15 protein-coding genes, 1 tRNA gene and 3 pseudogenes are annotated in these 17,962 nt (G+C 36.1%); 10 read left to right on the top strand and 9 right to left on the bottom strand.

The window, feature by feature from the left end; translation table 11 throughout:
• The first annotated feature begins 32 nt into the window (after positions 1–32).
• Both purD and OPR52_RS01840 read left to right on the top strand, forming a co-directional pair.
• Positions 33–1,304 carry a phosphoribosylamine--glycine ligase gene (purD, locus tag OPR52_RS01835; RefSeq protein ID WP_265038329.1) on the top strand — a complete coding sequence of 424 codons (1,272 nt, stop codon included), beginning with the start codon at positions 33–35 and terminating at the stop codon, positions 1,302–1,304.
• Between the two features lie 438 nt (positions 1,305–1,742).
• Positions 1,743–2,419 (top strand): annotated as a pseudogene (locus tag OPR52_RS01840) (IS5-like element ISWpi1 family transposase); the annotation flags it as partial.
• 29 nt (positions 2,420–2,448) lie between these two features.
• Here OPR52_RS01840 and OPR52_RS01845 read toward each other — a convergent pair.
• Positions 2,449–3,308 (bottom strand): IS630 family transposase gene (locus OPR52_RS01845; RefSeq protein ID WP_265037751.1). Its coding sequence is split into 2 segments (ribosomal slippage): positions 2,449–2,984 and positions 2,984–3,308, totalling 861 coding nucleotides; the frame shifts between segments, so codons are not numbered across the junction.
• A 54-nt stretch (positions 3,309–3,362) separates the two neighbouring features.
• Here OPR52_RS01845 and OPR52_RS01850 point away from each other — a divergent pair.
• A pseudogene (locus OPR52_RS01850) lies at positions 3,363–3,527 on the top strand (transposase); the annotation flags it as partial.
• 499 nt (positions 3,528–4,026) lie between these two features.
• Here OPR52_RS01850 and OPR52_RS01855 read toward each other — a convergent pair.
• The 8 genes from OPR52_RS01855 to OPR52_RS01890 all read right to left on the bottom strand — a co-directional run bounded on the left by OPR52_RS01855 (position 4,027) and on the right by OPR52_RS01890 (position 12,386).
• The gene (locus OPR52_RS01855; RefSeq protein WP_265038330.1) at positions 4,027–4,662 is read right to left on the bottom strand and encodes a hypothetical protein; all 636 of its coding nucleotides are present in this window, start codon (positions 4,660–4,662) and stop codon (positions 4,027–4,029) included.
• A gap of 128 nt (positions 4,663–4,790) precedes the next feature.
• A complete protein-coding gene (gene leuS, locus OPR52_RS01860) occupies positions 4,791–7,307 on the bottom strand; it encodes a leucine--tRNA ligase (protein ID WP_265038331.1) in 2,517 nt (838 codons plus the stop codon).
• A gap of 12 nt (positions 7,308–7,319) precedes the next feature.
• On the bottom strand, positions 7,320–7,916 hold the full coding sequence (locus OPR52_RS01865; protein ID WP_265038332.1) for a murein hydrolase activator EnvC family protein: 597 nt from the start codon (positions 7,914–7,916) through the stop codon (positions 7,320–7,322).
• Positions 7,917–7,961: 45 nt separating this feature from the next.
• Positions 7,962–8,288, bottom strand: coding sequence for a MerR family transcriptional regulator (locus tag OPR52_RS01870; protein WP_006279880.1), 327 nt, complete (start codon positions 8,286–8,288; stop codon positions 7,962–7,964).
• Entirely contained in the window at positions 8,288–8,593 is a 306-nt protein-coding gene (locus OPR52_RS01875) for an integration host factor subunit alpha (RefSeq protein ID WP_265038333.1), read from the bottom strand. The genes OPR52_RS01870 and OPR52_RS01875 overlap by 1 nt, the downstream gene beginning before the upstream one ends.
• Before the next feature lie 60 nt (positions 8,594–8,653).
• The gene (locus tag OPR52_RS01880; RefSeq protein ID WP_265038334.1) at positions 8,654–9,841 is read right to left on the bottom strand and encodes an MFS transporter; all 1,188 of its coding nucleotides are present in this window, start codon (positions 9,839–9,841) and stop codon (positions 8,654–8,656) included.
• Positions 9,842–10,145: 304 nt separating this feature from the next.
• Positions 10,146–11,648, bottom strand: a complete 1,503-nt coding sequence (locus tag OPR52_RS01885; protein ID WP_010962337.1) for a leucyl aminopeptidase — start codon at positions 11,646–11,648, stop codon at positions 10,146–10,148.
• 96 nt (positions 11,649–11,744) lie between these two features.
• On the bottom strand, positions 11,745–12,386 hold the full coding sequence (locus OPR52_RS01890) for a protocatechuate 3,4-dioxygenase (protein WP_010962336.1): 642 nt from the start codon (positions 12,384–12,386) through the stop codon (positions 11,745–11,747).
• Positions 12,387–13,314: 928 nt separating this feature from the next.
• Between OPR52_RS01890 and OPR52_RS01895 the strand changes: the two genes are divergently transcribed.
• From OPR52_RS01895 to dnaJ, 7 genes and pseudogenes are all read left to right on the top strand, one after another.
• Positions 13,315–13,650 (top strand): reverse transcriptase N-terminal domain-containing protein, encoded by a 336-nt coding sequence (locus OPR52_RS01895; RefSeq protein ID WP_209473178.1) that lies wholly within the window; start codon positions 13,315–13,317, stop codon positions 13,648–13,650.
• A 51-nt stretch (positions 13,651–13,701) separates the two neighbouring features.
• The gene (locus OPR52_RS01900) at positions 13,702–14,019 is read left to right on the top strand and encodes a reverse transcriptase/maturase family protein (protein WP_256437793.1); all 318 of its coding nucleotides are present in this window, start codon (positions 13,702–13,704) and stop codon (positions 14,017–14,019) included.
• Positions 13,965–14,885, top strand: a complete 921-nt coding sequence (locus tag OPR52_RS01905; RefSeq protein WP_264723114.1) for a group II intron maturase-specific domain-containing protein — start codon at positions 13,965–13,967, stop codon at positions 14,883–14,885. The genes OPR52_RS01900 and OPR52_RS01905 overlap by 55 nt, the downstream gene beginning before the upstream one ends.
• A gap of 199 nt (positions 14,886–15,084) precedes the next feature.
• A pseudogene (locus tag OPR52_RS01910) lies at positions 15,085–15,396 on the top strand (nuclease/transposase family protein); the annotation flags it as partial.
• Positions 15,397–15,610: 214 nt separating this feature from the next.
• On the top strand, positions 15,611–16,579 hold the full coding sequence (locus OPR52_RS01915) for a hypothetical protein (protein WP_265038336.1): 969 nt from the start codon (positions 15,611–15,613) through the stop codon (positions 16,577–16,579).
• 66 nt (positions 16,580–16,645) lie between these two features.
• Positions 16,646–16,723 (top strand) — tRNA-Arg (locus tag OPR52_RS01920).
• Positions 16,724–16,805: 82 nt separating this feature from the next.
• A complete protein-coding gene (gene dnaJ / locus OPR52_RS01925) occupies positions 16,806–17,924 on the top strand; it encodes a molecular chaperone DnaJ (protein WP_265038337.1) in 1,119 nt (372 codons plus the stop codon).
• The last annotated feature ends 38 nt before the right edge of the window (positions 17,925–17,962 follow it).

Below are 17,962 nucleotides of genomic sequence, written 5' to 3' on the forward strand. Positions count from 1 at the left end.
ATTTTGACATATAGAAAAGCGAGGAAATAAAGATGAAGGTTCTGGTTATAGGTTCTGGTGGGCGTGAGCACGCTCTACTTTGGGCTCTAAAAAAATCTCCTATCTTGACTGAGTTATATGTAACTCCTGGTCGCCAAGCTATGAAAGATCTTGGGGCTCTTGTGGATGTAAATATTCAAAATTCAGTGGATGTTACACAATTTTGCAAGAGAGAAAATATAGAGTTGGTTGTTATTGGTCCAGAACAACCGATAATTGATGGGCTTGCTGATGATTTAGTTGCAGAGGGAATAAATGTTTTTGCTCCAAGTCAAGCAACTGCAAAACTTGAGGGATCGAAGTCTTTCACCAAGGGACTATGTAAACGATATGGTATACCAACTGCCAAGTACGAGTGTTTTGTTGATGAAGGGTTAGCTAAAGATTTTGTACGTAGCAATAAAATAAAGTTTCCACTTGTAGTGAAAGCAAATGGAATTGCAGCAGGAAAAGGGGTGGTTATATGTAATACAGAAAGCGAAGCTTTTTCAGCAATAAATTCAATGCTAGTGGAGAAAAAATTTGGTGAATCAGGTGAAGAAATAATCATAGAAGAGTTTTTAGTTGGAGAAGAAGTAAGTTTTTTTGCTCTTATTGATGGGTTGAAAGTAGTAACTCTTGGGTGTGCAAAAGATTATAAGAGAGTTGATGAAAGTAATAAAAGCCAAAATACTGGAGGTATGGGGTCGTACTCATCACCTTCAATTATAAGTAAGGACATGGAGCAAAAAATTATCCAAAAAATAATATACCCTACAGCTCAAGCATTGGTTAACATGGGTACGTCTTATAAAGGAGTACTCTTTGCTGGTTTAATGATTTGCAAAGATAGCCCAAAACTTCTCGAGTATAACGTTAGATTCGGTGATCCAGAAACGCAATCTATATTACCTAGATTTGATTCAAATTGCGATTTGTTAAAATTGATGTTGTCAGTTGCAGAAGGAAAGTTAAATGTCAAAATGGTGGAACTTAACAACAAATCTACAGTTTGTGTAGTTGTTGCAAGTAAAGGCTATCCGGGTGATTATCAAAAGGGAGAAGTAATTAAAGGATTAGATAAGATTGAAAGCATTCCTGGTGTGTTGGTGTTTCATGCTGGTACTAAATTCGATGAAAGTGGTAACTTAGTTTCCGATGGCGGAAGAGTGCTAAATATAGTAGCAGAAGGGAGCACTATAGAGGAAGCCAAAAGTAAGGTATACTCAGCATTAAATTTTTTAGAATGGCCAGGGGGCTTCTTCAGATACGATATCGGTAGTTAATGTTAGCTGTCGGTTAGCAGGTGGTTCACAGAAACGAAAAAACCTACTTGACACCCTTCGCCAGCGCCCTTATCATGATAGTGAAGCTATTGTATTTGCTTTCACCAATCTGCAGATTAAAAGGTAAGGATTACTTAATGTATCGGCGTCTTATGTTCAATTTTTTGCAGTATATAGATACTGTATGTCTTTACAAAACTTCATCTACATCTAGATTTTTATCTAAATAAGCTGAACGCGCTTATAAAGCGTTACAAGACATCAAAAAATGCCAATACTCGACAGAGATAGTAAAAGACTAGCTAACTCGGGGATTCTTTGTCTTTTTTTCTGCTTGGTAAATTTTTTAAACATTTGCAGCATAGGTTAGTTGCAATTAGAGGTTGTCCGGAAACAAGTAAAAGGCTATAATATCTGAAATTTTAGTACGGGGTAAAGATGAGAAAAAAGTATCCAACAGATCTAAGCGAAAGGGAATGGGCAAGAATAGAAAAACACTTCAGAGTATCATACAAGAAAGGAGGAAGGCCGCCAAAGTATAGCAAAAGAGAAATATTAGAAGCAATTTTCTATGTATTGCGTACAGGGTGTCAATGGCGGTATTTACCAAATGATTTTCCGCTATGGAAGACTGTGTATGAGCAGTTCAGGCAATGGAAGAAGCAGGGAATTTTTGAGAAAATGAATTATGAAATTACAAAATATAGTAGAAGAAAAATAGGAAGGAATGAGCAGCCGAGTGCCTGTATAGTAGATAGTCAATCTGTAAAGACTACAGAAAAGGGGGGATCAAAGGCTATGATGGAAGTAAAAAAGTAAAGGGTAGAAAAAGGCATATAATTACAGACACTCAGGGTTTTATACTAGGTTGTTACGTAGGCGCTGCTAACGAAAATGATAGAGATGGTATTAAAATAGCATTAAACAATATGAGAACAAAATATACTAAAGTTAAAAAAATGTGGGCTGACATGGGATACCAAGGAAGAAATTTAAAGAATCACATAAAGGAAGAATATGACATAGATATTGAAATTGTTAAAAGGCCTACATGTAGATTTTGGGTGCACAAAGATACGCCACCTGAGCTACTACCAACAAGAGAACAAGGGTTTATAGCATTTCTCATAATAGTCCGAACAGGTCATAGGAAGGCAGAATCAACAGCACGACGAAAGGATTCGAATAGAGGAATGTTTTTCCTGGCTCTGTTTTTTATAGCAAACCAATGATGCTCAATTTTGTTGAAATCTGGAGAATAAGGCGGCAGATACAAAATTTCTGCACCAACCCCTTTAGCAAGCTCGATAATCTTATCAGACTTATGAAAAGTAGCATTGTCAAGAATGACAGTCTGTCCAGGTTCCAAGATCGGTGTCAAAAATTGCTCAAACCATCCATTAAAAACATCCATATTACAGTGGCCTTCAAAGGTTAACGGAACAACTATCTTTCTTCCACTTAAGGCTGCAACCATACTGATTCGTTGAGTTTTCTTTCCAGATTTTAAGGCATAAAACCGCTGTCCTTTCTGGCAATATCCGTAGGGGTAGTCTTCGGTGTTATCAATGCCAGACTCATCTATATACACTAAGTTTTTAGGTTCTTTTGTCGCTATAATTTTCAAAAATTCAGCACGTTTTTCTTCGTTTCTTTCCTTGTATCCATATGTCTTTTTTTGCGCGTAAATTCAATTTTTTTAAGGGCTCGATAGATCGTTTGGATACTAACGTTGTTCCAAAGTTTAGCCATTTCCGATAGAGTCTTTCCTCCGTGTTCTCTGGCAAATTTGGCAAAGGTATCCCAGTCGGTAATTTTGTGATTGTAACCCCCATTTCCAAGTTTTTTTGATTGAAAGTCTCCTGTTTCTTTTCTTCTTTGCTGCCACTCCCATAAAGTAGTTCGTCCAATCTTAAATCTTGCTGCCACTGTTTCTCTGCTTTCTCCTTCGTCTAGCGCTTCCATTGCTTTTTTTCTTAAATCATAACTATATGCTGCTGGCATTCAACCTCCTTATCATCATCTACCCTTATCCTATCACATCCGGACTTTTATGGAAAGAGCTATAAAGTACAGCCAAGAAGATGGGTTGTAGAAAGGACTTTTGCTTGGGTTAATAGGAATAGAAGGCTATCGAAGGAGTATGCTTTACTCACAACATCCACTGAGAATTTCATATACCTAGCTATGAGTAGGGTTATGTTAAAGAGGGAATATGCTTGAATTTACTTGTTTCCGGACAACCTCTAACTATTGCATTCCAGAACAATTTGATGCATCATTCTTTTTGTAAAAAACATTCCAAACTTTCTCTCCACTTTTTCTGGGTAAGGTCATTTTTGCCTTGACCAAGAAAAAATTCAGCTATTGCCTTACTTTCTCTTGCAACAACTTCTTCCTTAACAATTTTTCCTTTCTCATCAACGATACTTATAAAAGTTTCTTTTAGTGAGATCGCTATAATATTCCATGAGACTGCTCCTACTAATAAAAGTTTAAATTATTTTTGAAGAACTTATTCTACTGAATTCGTTACTTCGTGCTAAAATAATGGACTCCATCATTCAACAGCAATTACAGTATGTTTACCCTTTTTCTTGTTATTTTTCTAATCTATAGCTAGCGTTCAAAACCATATTCGAAAATACGTTTTCGGATTTTTTTTAATGCTGTTTATTTCATCCTCAACATCGTCTCTACCTTTATGAACTAAGTAGCAGCATTAAAAATTATAACGTACCCCTATCTCTAGAGTTGCATCTGGTATTTGTTTTGCTTTTATACCACTTAGTTGCCCACCCATGGTCATACCAACTGCACCAATTATCTGCGGAGTAATTTCATAATCAACACCTAACTTTAGTTTATAGGAAATAGAACTCAGTATTTTATCTACTACAGATGAAACAGCAGCTTCACCACCTGATTCTGGAGCACCTTGTGTTTCTTCTTCCTTTTCTTTTTCTTCTTGTGAACTATCGCCATCACCATCAACTGTATCACTAACACCAAAGCCAAAAGGTGTTATTTGGAGATATCCTCCTAAACCTCCGCTGACATATAGTTTAACGGGATCAATATCAAGGTCAGGATAGAAGCGGTAGTTTGCCAATAAGCTAGCTCCTATGCTCTTTAATGACTTAATATTACTGAGAACCTCAAGTTCAAATTTAGAGTTTTGGTCATAATGGTAACCAAGAACAACACCAGGTTTCATTTTAAAGCCACCACCCCAACCAGCACCAAAGTTTAAACCTGCATAGTACTTATCTTCTGACTTACTTGCACTATTACTAGCTGCACCTGCTAGAGATGAAGTAAGCAACACAGCCAAAACGCACAATCTCTTTATTTTCATATAACTCCTCATACAAAAAAATATATAATGCATAAGTATATATCCTTTATATTAAAAAAGATATAACTACATGTCAAAAAAAGTATAGCCATAAAATCAGATTATATAAAACGTACTACTCAGGTCTTTTATATAACTATATTTACTATCTTATTTGGTACAGCATATACAGTGCGAACTTTGCTTTGATCGATCTTACTGGACACAGAGTCTATCGCTATTTTCTTCAATTCTTCTTGAGGTAAGTTAATTGCCACCTTGATTGTTGTACGTAATTTTCCATTGATTTGCACTGCTATAGTTACCGTATCGTCAACTAATAATGATTCATCAGCTCTTGGCCAAGGTTGACCTCCTATTTCTTGCCATAGGCTTTCAGCTAGATGTGGTATGAATGGTTCGATTACTCTGATTAATATACATATACCTTCATCAATAAGAGATTTTCCAGTTTTTACGTCTATTTCAGCTATTAAATTCGTCATCTCACGAAATTTTGCCACTACACAGTTTAATCTGCAGTTTTCCAAGTCATCTGTAAGTCCGTGTAAGAGTTTATGAATTTTTTTTCTGTACTCTAGAAGTCCACCCGTAACATTTTCATTATCATAGTGTATATTTACAGGTCTTAGCTGCATGACCATACGCCACAATTTATTTACATAACGAGAACAACCTTCCACGCCATCATCGGACCATTCCATATCTTTCTCCGGAGGAGTGTCGGACAACACAAACAAGCGAGCAGTATCAGCACCATACTTTTCTATGATAAAGTTTGGGTCAACTGTATTCTTTTTCGATTTGCTCATTTTTTCAACTTTGCCCACTTGAACTTTTGCACCTCGCGCTATTAATTCTTTTGCTTCTGCGGGAAATAGCCACTTACCATTTTCGTCTTTATAAGTTGCATGGCAGACCATTCCTTGAGTGATTAAAGTAGAGAAAGGCTCTTTAATATCAAAATAGCCACATTTGGTTAAAGCACGGCAGAAAAATCTTGAATAAAGCAAATGCAGAATTGCATGTTCTATCCCACCTATATAATAATCAACAGGCATAAAACGATTACATGCATCTTTGTCTATTGATTTATCTTCACTACAGAATGCAGCAAAATACCAGGAAGATTCAAAAAAGGTGTCGAATGTATCAGTTTCACGCTCTGCTTGCTTTCCGCACTTTGGACAATCAACAAATTTCCAAGTTGGGTGCTTATCCAGCGGATTGCCACCACTTGTAAATTCTACATCTATTGGTAGAACTACAGGAAGGTCTTTTTCTGGCACTGGAACAGTTCCGCAATCTTTGCAATATATGATAGGTATAGGGCATCCCCAATAACGCTGCCTTGAAACTCCCCAATCGTGCAAACGATAGTTTATTGTTTTTTTGCCTATTTTTTTTTCTTCAAATTTTTTAACTATGGCTTCCTTTGCTTCACTAACCATTAATCCGTTTAAGAATTCGGAGTTAAACATTGTCCCGTCTCCAGTATACGCCTCCTTTGTCATCTGAGTAGCTTGACACTGGGATCCATTGTAAGAATTCTGGTCACGCGCTGGAATGACACCTAAGTGGGCTGAAGAAATAACGGGAATTATCGGCAAATTATATTTCTGTGCAAATTCAAAGTCACGCTGATCATGTGCAGGGCAACCAAAAATCGCGCCTTCCCCATATTCCATCAACACAAAATTCGCTATGTAAAGCGGCAATTCCTTATCAAGAAATGGATGTTTGACGTTTAATCCGGTGTAAACTCCTATTTTTTCATCGTTCTCTCTTTTCGATTTTATTTCCTGGATCCCAGTGTCAAGCACTGGGATGACAACAGAAGAACCATTCTTTAAATCCTGCACAATAGGATGCTCTGCTGCCACTGCACAAAAAGAAGCCCCAAACAAAGTATGAGGATAAGTTGTAAAAACTTTTAATTTCTTATTCAGGCCAACTACTTCAAACTCTATAGTTGCTCCTTCAGATTTTCCTATCCAACGCTCCTGCATTGTTTTGACTTTTTCTGGCCAATTTTTCAAACTTTGCAGGCACTTGAGTAAATCTTCAGCGAAATCAGTAATCTTTAAAAACCATTGGGACAACTTACGTTTTTCAACAACTGCACCTGATCGCCATCCTTTTCCATCAACCACCTGTTCATTTGCAAGCACTGTTTGGTCCACTGGATCCCAGTTAACCCATGATTCTTTTCGATAGGCAAGCCCATGCTTTAAAAAATCCAGGAAAAATTTTTGTTCGTGTTTGTAATAATCAGGCTCACATGTGGAGAGTTCACGCTCCCAATTATAAGAAAGACCTATAGATTTCAACTGTGTACGCATATTATCTATATTCTCTTTTGTCCATGTTTCGGGGCTAATATTGTTATCCCTTGCTGCATTCTCAGCTGGTAATCCAAACGCATCCCAGCCAATTGGATGCAAAACCTCAAATCCATTAGCTCTCTTGTAACGCGCTATCACATCCCCTATTGCATAGTTACGTAAGTGTCCCATATGAATTTTACCAGATGGATATGGAAACATTTCCAACACGTAACACTTTTCTTGTTTACCACTCTTGCTTACAGAAAAATCCCATTTATCTTGATAAAATTTTTCAACACTTTTAAAATCATATTTCATATAAATCCAAATTCAATTACAGTTCATATGCATCAAAGGATCAACCGCTTGGCCATTATGTCGTATTGTGAAACACATCTGTGGATCTTTATCTTGTGTGCTTGATTTACCTGCAGATCCAATTACTTGACCTTGCTTTACTTTATCGCCAATTTCAACATGTATGTTTTTTAAATAGGAGTACACAGTCATGTAATTATCTTTGTGTTCCACTATAATTAAATTCCCATACCATCTCAGCCCTTTGCCTACATATATCACTTTGCCTGGTGCAGAGGAAACTACGTTCGTTCCATTTTGAGCAGCAATTTTTATGCCATCCTTACACATTTCATCAGAAGAGGTAGCTGAACCTTTAACTGGCATTACAAATTTACAATTTACCCCCACATTTTGTGTATTATTGTTATCTTTGTATACCCTATTTATGATGGCTTTTCTACTTTCTTTTTGCACTGAAGGCTCCCTAATTAAATGGTACTCTCTTGTATATTCCAGATCTCTTTTCCCGTAAAATTCTTCGCCTTTAAGCAGCACAGGTGCAGGTTTTTGCAGGCCACAGCCTATTAATATTGCTAATAACATAAGAAATGAGGCTATATGCCACATTTTAAACTCTCACAAAACTCCAAAATTTTAGCGAGACGTAGTGTTTCACGCCTGCTTGTTACTTTCCTCGTTATTTATTTTACTAGTTAAATAGTCCCTCAAATCAGTGAGTTCTTGCAACAAATTCTTTGTGACTTTTATATCATTACCAAATTCTTTTTGCACTCCTTTTATTGTATATCCTTTATCATATAGCATGTATTTTACTTTCTTTATGGCCTCTATACACTTACGATCATATAGCCTTCTTCCTTTACGCTTTGTAGGCTTAATTTGATGAAATTGACCTTCCCAAAATCTCAAAACATGCTGTTCCAAATGTAGCTCTTCAGCTACTTCCCCAATCGTATAAAATAATTTTTCCTTGTTCATTAATTATTGATTGATTTTTTTATAATTTTTGAAGGCCTAAAAGAAACTGAATTTCTTGCCTGAATCATCAATTTCTCCGATGTATTTGGTATATTTCCTGGTCTTTCCTTCTTTTTCTTAACCAAGAATGTTCCAAATGACGATATTTTTACTATTCCATCCTTTACCAAGCTTGTCTTTATTTCGTCCAATATATCATCTATTATCGAAACAGAGTCTTCCTTTGATAATCCTATTTCTTGGTTTATATCTCCAGCTATCGTTGCCTTAGTTACTGTTGTGTCTTTTGTTGTAACGTGATCCATTATTGATAAATATTACAATACGTAAATATAATATAGCAATCGACTCGAGATTCAGCTACTTTATTTTTTAGAGTATGTCTCTTTTGTTGCATAATTTAAAATACCGGCAACTATCAATATCGCAAATATTGCAAAAAGTGCCATTTTATGATCTGTAAAAAGTGCTAACATTGACACTATAACTCCACTGCCAATAAACATAAATCCATTGATAATGGATGATGATGTGCTGATGTATTTTCGTTTCACAATCTCGCTGCCGACAGTAAAATTAAGCATATGTCCTCCCGCAAAAAACCCGAACATTAACATACAAAAGTACACAACGTGGACTGTTAAATGGCTGTATAGTAAAATAATAATTGAGACGCCTTGCAATAAAGCAAAAGCAGAAATTACATGTTTCCTATTTTTAAATAAGTTTGAGATTCGATCTGCAATTGGAGCACCAACTGCAAGACCAAGCCATAGTATTGCAGTTGCTATACCTGACTCCATTGCATTGAGTTCTGAGTTGCCCAGTAACCTTAGAGTCCACAAGGTATTAAGTGCTAAAAATGTTCCAAAAGTAATAGCACCCACCACTGAAGTTATCCAGATATCTCTTAATTTTAGCACTGTTAATATAGAGCACATTACTGTCTTCATAGAGCTTTTTATTGTGCGCTTTTCTGAGCTGCTTTCTGGAAGTGTGTTTGGACAAAAAAGCGTAAGTACAAATATCAACACACCAAATAGTATTATGCATACAATCAGATTTTTCCAATATGCATCTTCGGCAAGCAAGTTAGAGAACAGTATTTGAATCACCAAAGCAGAAAGGCTTGAAATTGTCTGCACTAGTGAAAACATTAGTCCAAATTGGGCAGCGGAAAAACAGATGCTACTTATATGAGCAGCACCAATAAAACCAAATGATGCTCCAGTTGCAATCAATAATTGTGATAAAATCAAATGAGCAAAATTGTCGCTATTAATAAGGACAAAGAACCCAAAAATCATAGTTAATAATGAGAAAAAATAAATTTTTTTATTGGAAAAAACATTAAACGTTGCCCCACTAAAAAATTGTAAGATGGCGAAAGTCCAAGTATATGCTGAATTAGCCAGTGCAACTTGTGCGATTGTAAGTCCAAGTTCCCTTTCAAGATTCACACTTATAAAGGCATAAATTATCTGCATATTGCTGAATATAACAACCAAGTTACTAATCAGCCAAATGAACCAAGCCTTAGCTCTGCTTTCCATAGGATTTATTTTTAAAGTAGCTTATTGATAACTTAACACTAAGTCTCTTTTTAGGCTATTATTTCCTGACTACTGTTGTAGCTAACCCAAAAAAGGTTTCCCTATGTCATACCGTCACGAACCGTCATACCGTCGCGATATCTCTTAGCCGCTAACACGTAGCGGGATGACGGTTGTCAGGGTGTCATGAAAGTAGCTGACACTGGAATCCAGAAAAAAAGAAATATGTATCAGCTACTTTCATTTGCTGCGCCTCGAAAATAAACGTTCATGTAGCTAAGCCATAAATCCAGTATAAAGACCTTTAATCATTGGCTTCGTAGTACTTCTCAACCAACTTATTAAGTAACCTTACACCAAAACCTACTGCTCCTCTTGGACAAATGTCAGTACCTTTCTCGTGCCAAGCAGTGCCTGCGATATCTAAATGTGCCCAGCAAGTTTCATTCACAAAACGCTGTAAAAACTGTGCAGCCATTATGCTATCTCCACCAGAGCCTGCAGGAGCGATGTTTTGAACATCAGCAATCGGTGAATCAATAATTTTGTCATAAGTTTCATTCATAGGAAAACGCCATAACTTCTCATTTACTTCATTTCCTGCATCAATCAGACGGTTTGCTAATTCATCATTATTTGAAAAAAGACCAGCATATTCGTTATTTCCAAGTGCAACCACTATAGCACCAGTTAAAGTTGCAAGATCAATCATAAATTTTGGTGAGAATCTATCTTGCGTATACCATAAAGCATCTGCAAGTATGAGCCTTCCTTCTGCATCGGTGTTCAACACTTCTATTGTTTGTCCAGACATTGAAGTTACTACATCACTTGGTCTTTGAGCATTACCACCCACTGCATTTTCTGCAAGTGCGACCACGCCAATTGCATTTACTTTTGCTTTTCGTCCTGCTAAAGCATGCATCACCCCAACCACAGTAGCAGAGCCTGCCATGTCATATTTCATCGACTCCATACCACGTGAAGGTTTGAGTGATACTCCACCAGTGTCAAACGTTATACCTTTACCAACAAAAGCTATAGGCTTTTGTTCTTTAGAAGCTCCATTCCATTTTATCACTACTAATTTTGGTTCTTTACTACTTCCTTGTGCAACTCCAAGCAAGGCTCCCATTTTTTTCTCTTCCATCTGCTTTTTATCAAGCACCTCGATTTCAAGGCCAAGCTTAGTAAGTTCTTTTTTTATATGATCAGCATAGGATTCTGGATATAGAATGTTAGGAGGCTCTGTTATAAAAGAGCGCGCAAGAAATATACTCTCACCTTCTTGCCTTAAGTGCTCAAATGATCTTTCAGCATTACTTAATTGTTCATCTTTTACTAATACGGTAATCTCCTCTACCTCTGTAATTTTCTCATCCTTTTTAGTTTTATACTTATCAAACTTAAAACTACGCAGAAACGCACCATATGCAACATTTGCTGCACTACCTTCGATTAAAACCGCTGCTTTTTTAATTTTTAATCTGCTTAGCTCACAATATATTTTACCACCAATATTTAATTCTTTATTTTCATTCCATTCATCCTTCTTACCCAGTCCAACAACTATAACATTTTTTTCTTCTGGCAAAGCAGTAGAGAAAAATTCACCAAAACTTCCATTGAAATCGCTAAATTGCTTTATATTATCTATGACCTGTTTTCCTTGCAAAACTCCGCCATCATTTACGGTTTCGTTGTCTTCAAATAAACCCATTACTATTGTTTTAAAATCGGGCGAAATTTTAGAAATTGTTATTTTCATTGCTGGTATCTCCGTTGCAAATAATTGTAAACTGTACATAAAACATAGCAAAAACATCAGTAAGATATTTTTCATATACATCCTAAGTACAATAACACTTAAGTTTACTATGGACTCCCTTACATGCAAGGTTTTTTATCTTTTATTAGAGAACTTATTATATCCGCCCAAGGTAATGTTAAACGTATAGGTTTTTATGACCTGATCACTGTAAGTAAATGGTGTTATGAGAAGGCTTGCAAGCCCATTACTAACAAAATCTTCAAGAACAGGATCAGCGCAATTATCGCAATTATGGTCAGCAAAAAACATTTGCGTTGTGAATTCTGGAAAATCCGGATGTTGAACTAGAAAGTTGATATGTGGAGCTCTATCACCAATTTTACCAGGTGCTATCGTAATAAAATTATAATAGCCAAGATTATTCACTACAAACCTTCCTGATCCAGCAAAATTCAGATCATCCTCTATATTCTTATCGTAATGGTTCACGCCTCGTGAATTCGCGTGCCATATAGAAACTACAGCATTTTGTATTGGTAAGCAGTTTATATCAGTAATTCTACCCACTATGTGTATTAATTCCCCTATTGCACTATTTGGAGAACCAGGTTTCCTTCTTAAATTGTTTGAAGAGCTAAAATTTTTTGGCCTTGCATCAAGGTCATATATTTCCGGAGTTTTAATGCAGTTGAGCAAAACAGGATCAGCTGCAAATAGCGGCAAACTGAATATCATTTGTACTAAAAGTGCTAACAAGATATTTTTCACATTCATTTCATTTATAATAGACTTCTTGCATAACCATATAACAAACTTTTATTGGAAATAGAAACGAAAAAACTTGCTTGACACCCTTCGCCAGCCCCCTTATTATAACACTGAAGCTATTTATTTATCTTCGCAATCTCTGCAGTGGATTAATGACAAAAAACTTAATGTATTTGGCGTAAATCATGCTTAATTTTTTGCACTATGTGCACCTTATGTCTTCACAATATTTCTAGGTTTTTACCTAATATAAGCTGAAATGCGCTATTTAAAACATTAAAAAACGCCAACTTAAAAAATGGATAGTGAATAACTAGCTACCCTAGGGTTTCTTTTGCCTTTTTTTCTGTTTAGTAAATTGTATCCGTTCAGCGGAGTGGTAGAATAAGGTAGACAAAGCAAGATAATAAAGATAATCATAGAGCAAAAGTGAGTGTGCGATCCGATGTCATGAAATCATGATGGTTAAATTCCATCTTCCCTAGACATCGGGGATAATGTATGTCTCACATTTCAAAGGATGGCAACCTTTGGGATGCAAGCATGAGATAAAAGCAGGTAACACTAAACCTCATCCTGCAAACAGAGTTAGATATGATTACGAGAGGAACCTATGTTTGAATTGTCGTCAAAGCATAGTATGCGAAAAGAGGTTGAACTACGCATAGACCAAAATGGTACGAAGCAAAAGGGGAACTAAAGATTGAAGACTTTAGTTATTGATGTTCCCAGCTTCCGGCAAATAGTAGGAATCTAAGTTTAACGTGAAACGAAGCTATGGAACGGAGTAACCACATAAAAGCTCTTATATTCATTAAATATAAGTAGGTAGCCAACCACAAGCTGCTATGTGGAAGGATTGTTTAAGAAGCTAATGCCCAAAGTAATATCTGGGATATGCAGACGTAAACACTTTAATTTGGAAGGTAAAGTGGTGAATAGTAGTGAATATGTTATGGACCAGCAAAAAGCTAGGTATGAATGGAATGGAATTCCTTGGCGAAAGCTGAAGAAATCTTCATTTAAGCTACAAAAACGAATTTACCAAGCCTCTAAATGTAATGATATCAAAAAGATGCATAATCTTCAAAAATTATTGCTCAAATCAACAAGTGCAAAAACACTCGCTGTTAGGAAAGTAACACAGGACAATAGGGGGAAGAAGACTGCAGGTATTGATGGAAAGGCTAATCTTAATCAAAAAGAAAGATTACAACTATCATATTCTTTAGATATAAAAGAAAAAGCAAAGCCATCAAGACGCGTCTGAATCCCAAAACCTGGTAAGCCATCGGAGCATCGCCCGCTTGGTATACCTACTATATCACAAACACTTGTAAAAATGGCTTTAGAACCAGAATGGGAGGCAAAACTTGAGCCAAACACTTATGGTTTTAGACCTGGTAGATCATGTCATGATGCAATTGAAGCCATATTTGATGTGCTAAAACAGAAAACAGCATATGTATTAGATGCTGATATTTCTGGATGTTTTGACAATATTAACCATAATAAACTGCTTGAAAACCACACCAACGTTAAAGAAAATCATAAGAAGATGGTTAAGGGCAGGCGTTATGGAAGATGGAAAGTTTCAATCCACAAAACGTGGTACAATTCAAGGAGGCACCGCTGCTAGCTTGTGTTGCATTACACGGATTAGAGCAACATGTCAAAAAAGCATTAACAAACGAACTCTTTCAATGCATGAAAAGAAAATATGGTAGGATATCGCATAAAAACGCGCAAAAGTCTATTAGTGTAATTTTCTACTGTGATGATTTTGTCGTCATACATGAAAGTGAAGAAATTATTCTTAGGGCAAAAGTTCTAGTTGAAGAATGGTTAAAAACCATTGGATTAGAATTAAAGTCTTCTAAGACAAAAGTTTCTCATACATTAAAAATCATTAATGGAATAAAACCAGGATTTGATTTTCTTGGATTTTCAATAAGACAATATCCAACAAAAGAAAGTAAAAAAGGTTACACATTATTAATAAAACCAAGTCGTAATTCTATAAAGCAGCATACATTTGCTATTAAACATAAACTTAGAGAAATGCGTGGGGCGCCACAGGAAGTAATAATAAGGAATCTCAATCCAATAAACAGAGGATGGAGTCAATATTACTCTTCGGTAGTTTCATGTAAAATCTTTAGCTCATTGGATAATACTATACATAGAAAGCTCTGGAAGTGGGCAGTCTTTAGGCACCCAAACAAAGGGAAATGCTGGATAAAAAGAAAATACTTTAAAAAGTATAATAACGATAACTGGCGTTTTATGACAAGTAACAAGATACATCTTATTATACACAGCGATCATGTTATTAAACGACATATCAAAGTGCAAAAAACCAGATCTCCATATGATGGTGATTGGGTATATTGGGGTAAACGTCTGAGAAAAATACCAGATAAGCCATTAAGAGTAATAAAACTATTGAAGTTACAACAAAGTAAATGTGATAATGTAGACTATGGTTTGAAAGTGATGATATAATAGAAATACATCATAAAGACCGGAATAGACGAAACAATATGATCAAAAACTTATCTTTGTTACATGGACATTGTCACGATGAATTACACAGGAGGTGTGCATGAAAAGCACCAAATTGGAGAGAAGCCGTATGAGGCGCAAAGTCTCACGTACGGTTTTGAAGTCGAGTGAGGAGGGGCGACCTTCTTCACTTAGACAACAGTATGCAGATGAAACTACAGATGAAGACCTAAGGAAAATAGCAGAAAAAGCACCAATAATAAAGTTAGTCTACGATGAATTAGACAGGTTTAGCTGGAATGAAAAAGATTTAGTAGCTTACGAAGAAAGAATAATGGATCTACGTAAGGAAGAAGCCATTCTTGAATACAAACTTGAGGAAGGTATAGAGAAAGGAAAAATCGAAGTTGCAAAAAATTTACTTAAAGCTGGTGTATCTGTTAATTTAATAGCTGAATCCACTGGCCTTTCTCAAGCTGAAATTGTACAGCTTAAGCAAGAAGTGGCCTAAGTATCACGGTTTTCAGGGCTTTTTTAGCTCGGCAGTGGTCTGAAAAGTCCATTTTTCACTTTATAAAATGTTTATATTTTACCACCTACTTTATTTGAATAAATTCTTCTGCCACACTCTGAACAGATACTTGAATCAGGCTCAAGTTGACAAGTAGATGTTATCTTGTTATAATAAATATTTATTAATTTAATCTTAACTTAAGAGGGTATTTATGGTAGCAAGTGATAGTGTTTTAAAAAGGTATGCGTTAGCCTATATAAAGAAATTAGGTAATAATAATAATATTGAAGGGTTTCTACAGTATTGTAATAATACACCGAATTTAACTTGGAGCAAGGAGAATTTTAAAAATGTGTATGAAGAATTTACACATCCAAATTCAAGCAATAGGCACGATACAGGAAGCAGAAATGATCAATATAACGCAGGGAATAACGCACAACCTACAGGCTCTCAGATTACACATATACATGTACACAATAGAGGTTTAGACTTTTGGGATTATTTGCTATTACAATGCTGGATGGATTCTTTATTCGGTGGACGTGGTCACACTACGGTTAATAATATAACGAATATTAACAATGGTAATACCACTCATCAAGGGAGAAAAGAGAATAAAAAAGAATCAGAAGACAGTAGAAAGCTATTAGCTTTGGGTATAGTAGCTGCAGTTGTGTGTGTTGCTTTCCATGCTGGTATGTGTTTTTGGTATAACAGCAGCAGAAAAGTGGCTAGAAAAGAAGAAAAAATAGATTACCTGGATAGTAAATTTAAAACGTTCAGAAATATAGAATTTGCGGTTGGCGTTGTTTCTTTGGCAGCTTTGGTAGCTTGTGCTGTTTACCCAGTCTTACCAGTGTGGGGTTTAGCTATCCTTGGCGTTAATTCTCTCGTATGTTTTGCTGGTGGTTTAGCTTTTCATATGAAGCATGAGGAAGAATCAGAAAATATCGAGAAAGCTGAAAGAGCGGTAGATAGCTATCTTAAACAAGTGCATGGTTATGGAGATTCTTCTCGTGATGCACCACCTCCTTACTCTCCTCAATATCCTAATACTACTCCAAGCGCTCCTCCTTACTTTCCTCAAAGCGCTTCTCCTTCTTATAGTGAATTTAATAATCCTAATGTGGAACAGCAGTCTGGGAATTGTGAGTGGTTCATGCGTGGTAAAAATTAACAGTTTTATTTTTAGCCAAATTAATTGAATCAAGCTACAAAACCTGCTAAAGTTAACTTTGTGAAAGCACCCTTAGCTCAGTTGGATTAGAGCATTTGACTACGGATCAAAAGGTCGGGCGTTCAAGTCGCTCAGGGTGCACCACATTTTATAGGAAACAGAAGTCACACTTGAAATTAATATATGTAATACCTATCTTTAAAGGTTAAGCACTAAACTATTATATATGAGCAAAAAAGACTACTATGATCTGCTGGAAGTAGGCAGAAATGCCAGTATTGATGAGATAAAAAAAGCGTATAAAAAATTAGCATTAAAATATCATCCTGATAGAAATCCTGGCAATCAAGAAGCAGAGGAAAAATTTAAAGAAGTAACAGCTGCATATGAAGTTCTGTCTGACTCTGAGAAAAGGGCAGGCTATGACCGTTATGGCCACGAAGGTGCTTCTGGTGGATTTCAAGGCTTTAGCTCTGCAGGAGATTTTAGCGACATATTCAATGACTTCTTTGGTGGAGGATTCGGTGGTGGTGCAAGTAGATCGAGAGCAAAAAGAAGTACAACAGGAGTATCTGGAGCAGACCTACGTTATGATCTTGAAATTACCTTAGAAGATGCATTTAAAGGAATACAAGCGCCTATACATTATGTGACAAATGTAAAATGTGATACATGCCAAGGCACAGGTGGCGAAGGAGCAATTAAACCAGTTCAGTGCCACACATGCCAGGGAAGCGGTAGGATTAGAACTCAACAAGGCTTTTTTACCATCGAAAGAACATGTACTACATGCTATGGGGAAGGAGAAATAATACAAAACAAATGTAAGAAATGTGGTGGAAGTGGACGTAGAAGAGATGAAGTAAATATATCCGTTTCAATTCCAAAAGGCATAGAAGAAGGAGCTAAGGTAAGGATAAGTGGTAAAGGAGAAGCTGGAACAAAAGGTGGAAAAAGTGGAGATTTATACGTATACGTGAAAATAATTTCCCATAAAATCTTTGCTAGAAATAAAGCAGATTTACACTGTAAAGTGCCTATAAGAATGACACTAGCAGTGCTTGGTGGTGAAATCGATATTCAATCAATTGATGGAGCTAAAATAAAAGTAAAGGTCCCTGAAGGCACTCAAACTGGTACCAAACTACGTTGTAGGGAAAAGGGTATGCCATATATGAACTCACATGCTCGTGGTGATTTATACGTACAGGTAATAGTTGAGACTTTAAATCCAAAAAATTTAACTAAAAAGCAAATTGAACTATTAAAAGCGCTTGAAGAAGAGGAAAATGCAAGTGTACAACAGCAATCTGAAGGGTTTTTTAGTAAAGTAAAAAAAAAATAAGAAATCTGCTAAATGACATAAAGGGGTAACTGTTTACG

Source organism: Wolbachia endosymbiont (group A) of Hylaeus communis, from assembly GCF_947251915.1.
GTDB classification, from domain to species: Bacteria; Pseudomonadota; Alphaproteobacteria; order Rickettsiales; family Anaplasmataceae; genus Wolbachia; species Wolbachia pipientis.

Bases quoted from the DNA above. Each gene is read 5' to 3' on its own strand.
- OPR52_RS01890 (WP_010962336.1), bottom strand. From the start codon at position 12,386: ATGAATGTGAAAAATATCTTGTTAGCACTTTTAGTACAAATGATATTC.
- OPR52_RS01905 (WP_264723114.1), top strand. From the start codon at position 13,965: ATGGAAAGTTTCAATCCACAAAACGTGGTACAATTCAAGGAGGCACCG.
- OPR52_RS01915 (WP_265038336.1), top strand. From the start codon at position 15,611: ATGGTAGCAAGTGATAGTGTTTTAAAAAGGTATGCGTTAGCCTATATA.
- dnaJ (WP_265038337.1), top strand. From the start codon at position 16,806: ATGAGCAAAAAAGACTACTATGATCTGCTGGAAGTAGGCAGAAATGCC.
- leuS (WP_265038331.1), bottom strand. From the start codon at position 7,307: ATGAAATATGATTTTAAAAGTGTTGAAAAATTTTATCAAGATAAATGG.
- OPR52_RS01855 (WP_265038330.1), bottom strand. From the start codon at position 4,662: ATGAAAATAAAGAGATTGTGCGTTTTGGCTGTGTTGCTTACTTCATCT.
- OPR52_RS01885 (WP_010962337.1), bottom strand. From the start codon at position 11,648: ATGTACAGTTTACAATTATTTGCAACGGAGATACCAGCAATGAAAATA.
- OPR52_RS01875 (WP_265038333.1), bottom strand. From the start codon at position 8,593: ATGGATCACGTTACAACAAAAGACACAACAGTAACTAAGGCAACGATA.
- purD (WP_265038329.1), top strand. From the start codon at position 33: ATGAAGGTTCTGGTTATAGGTTCTGGTGGGCGTGAGCACGCTCTACTT.
- OPR52_RS01870 (WP_006279880.1), bottom strand. From the start codon at position 8,288: ATGAACAAGGAAAAATTATTTTATACGATTGGGGAAGTAGCTGAAGAG.
- OPR52_RS01880 (WP_265038334.1), bottom strand. From the start codon at position 9,841: ATGGAAAGCAGAGCTAAGGCTTGGTTCATTTGGCTGATTAGTAACTTG.
- OPR52_RS01865 (WP_265038332.1), bottom strand. From the start codon at position 7,916: ATGTGGCATATAGCCTCATTTCTTATGTTATTAGCAATATTAATAGGC.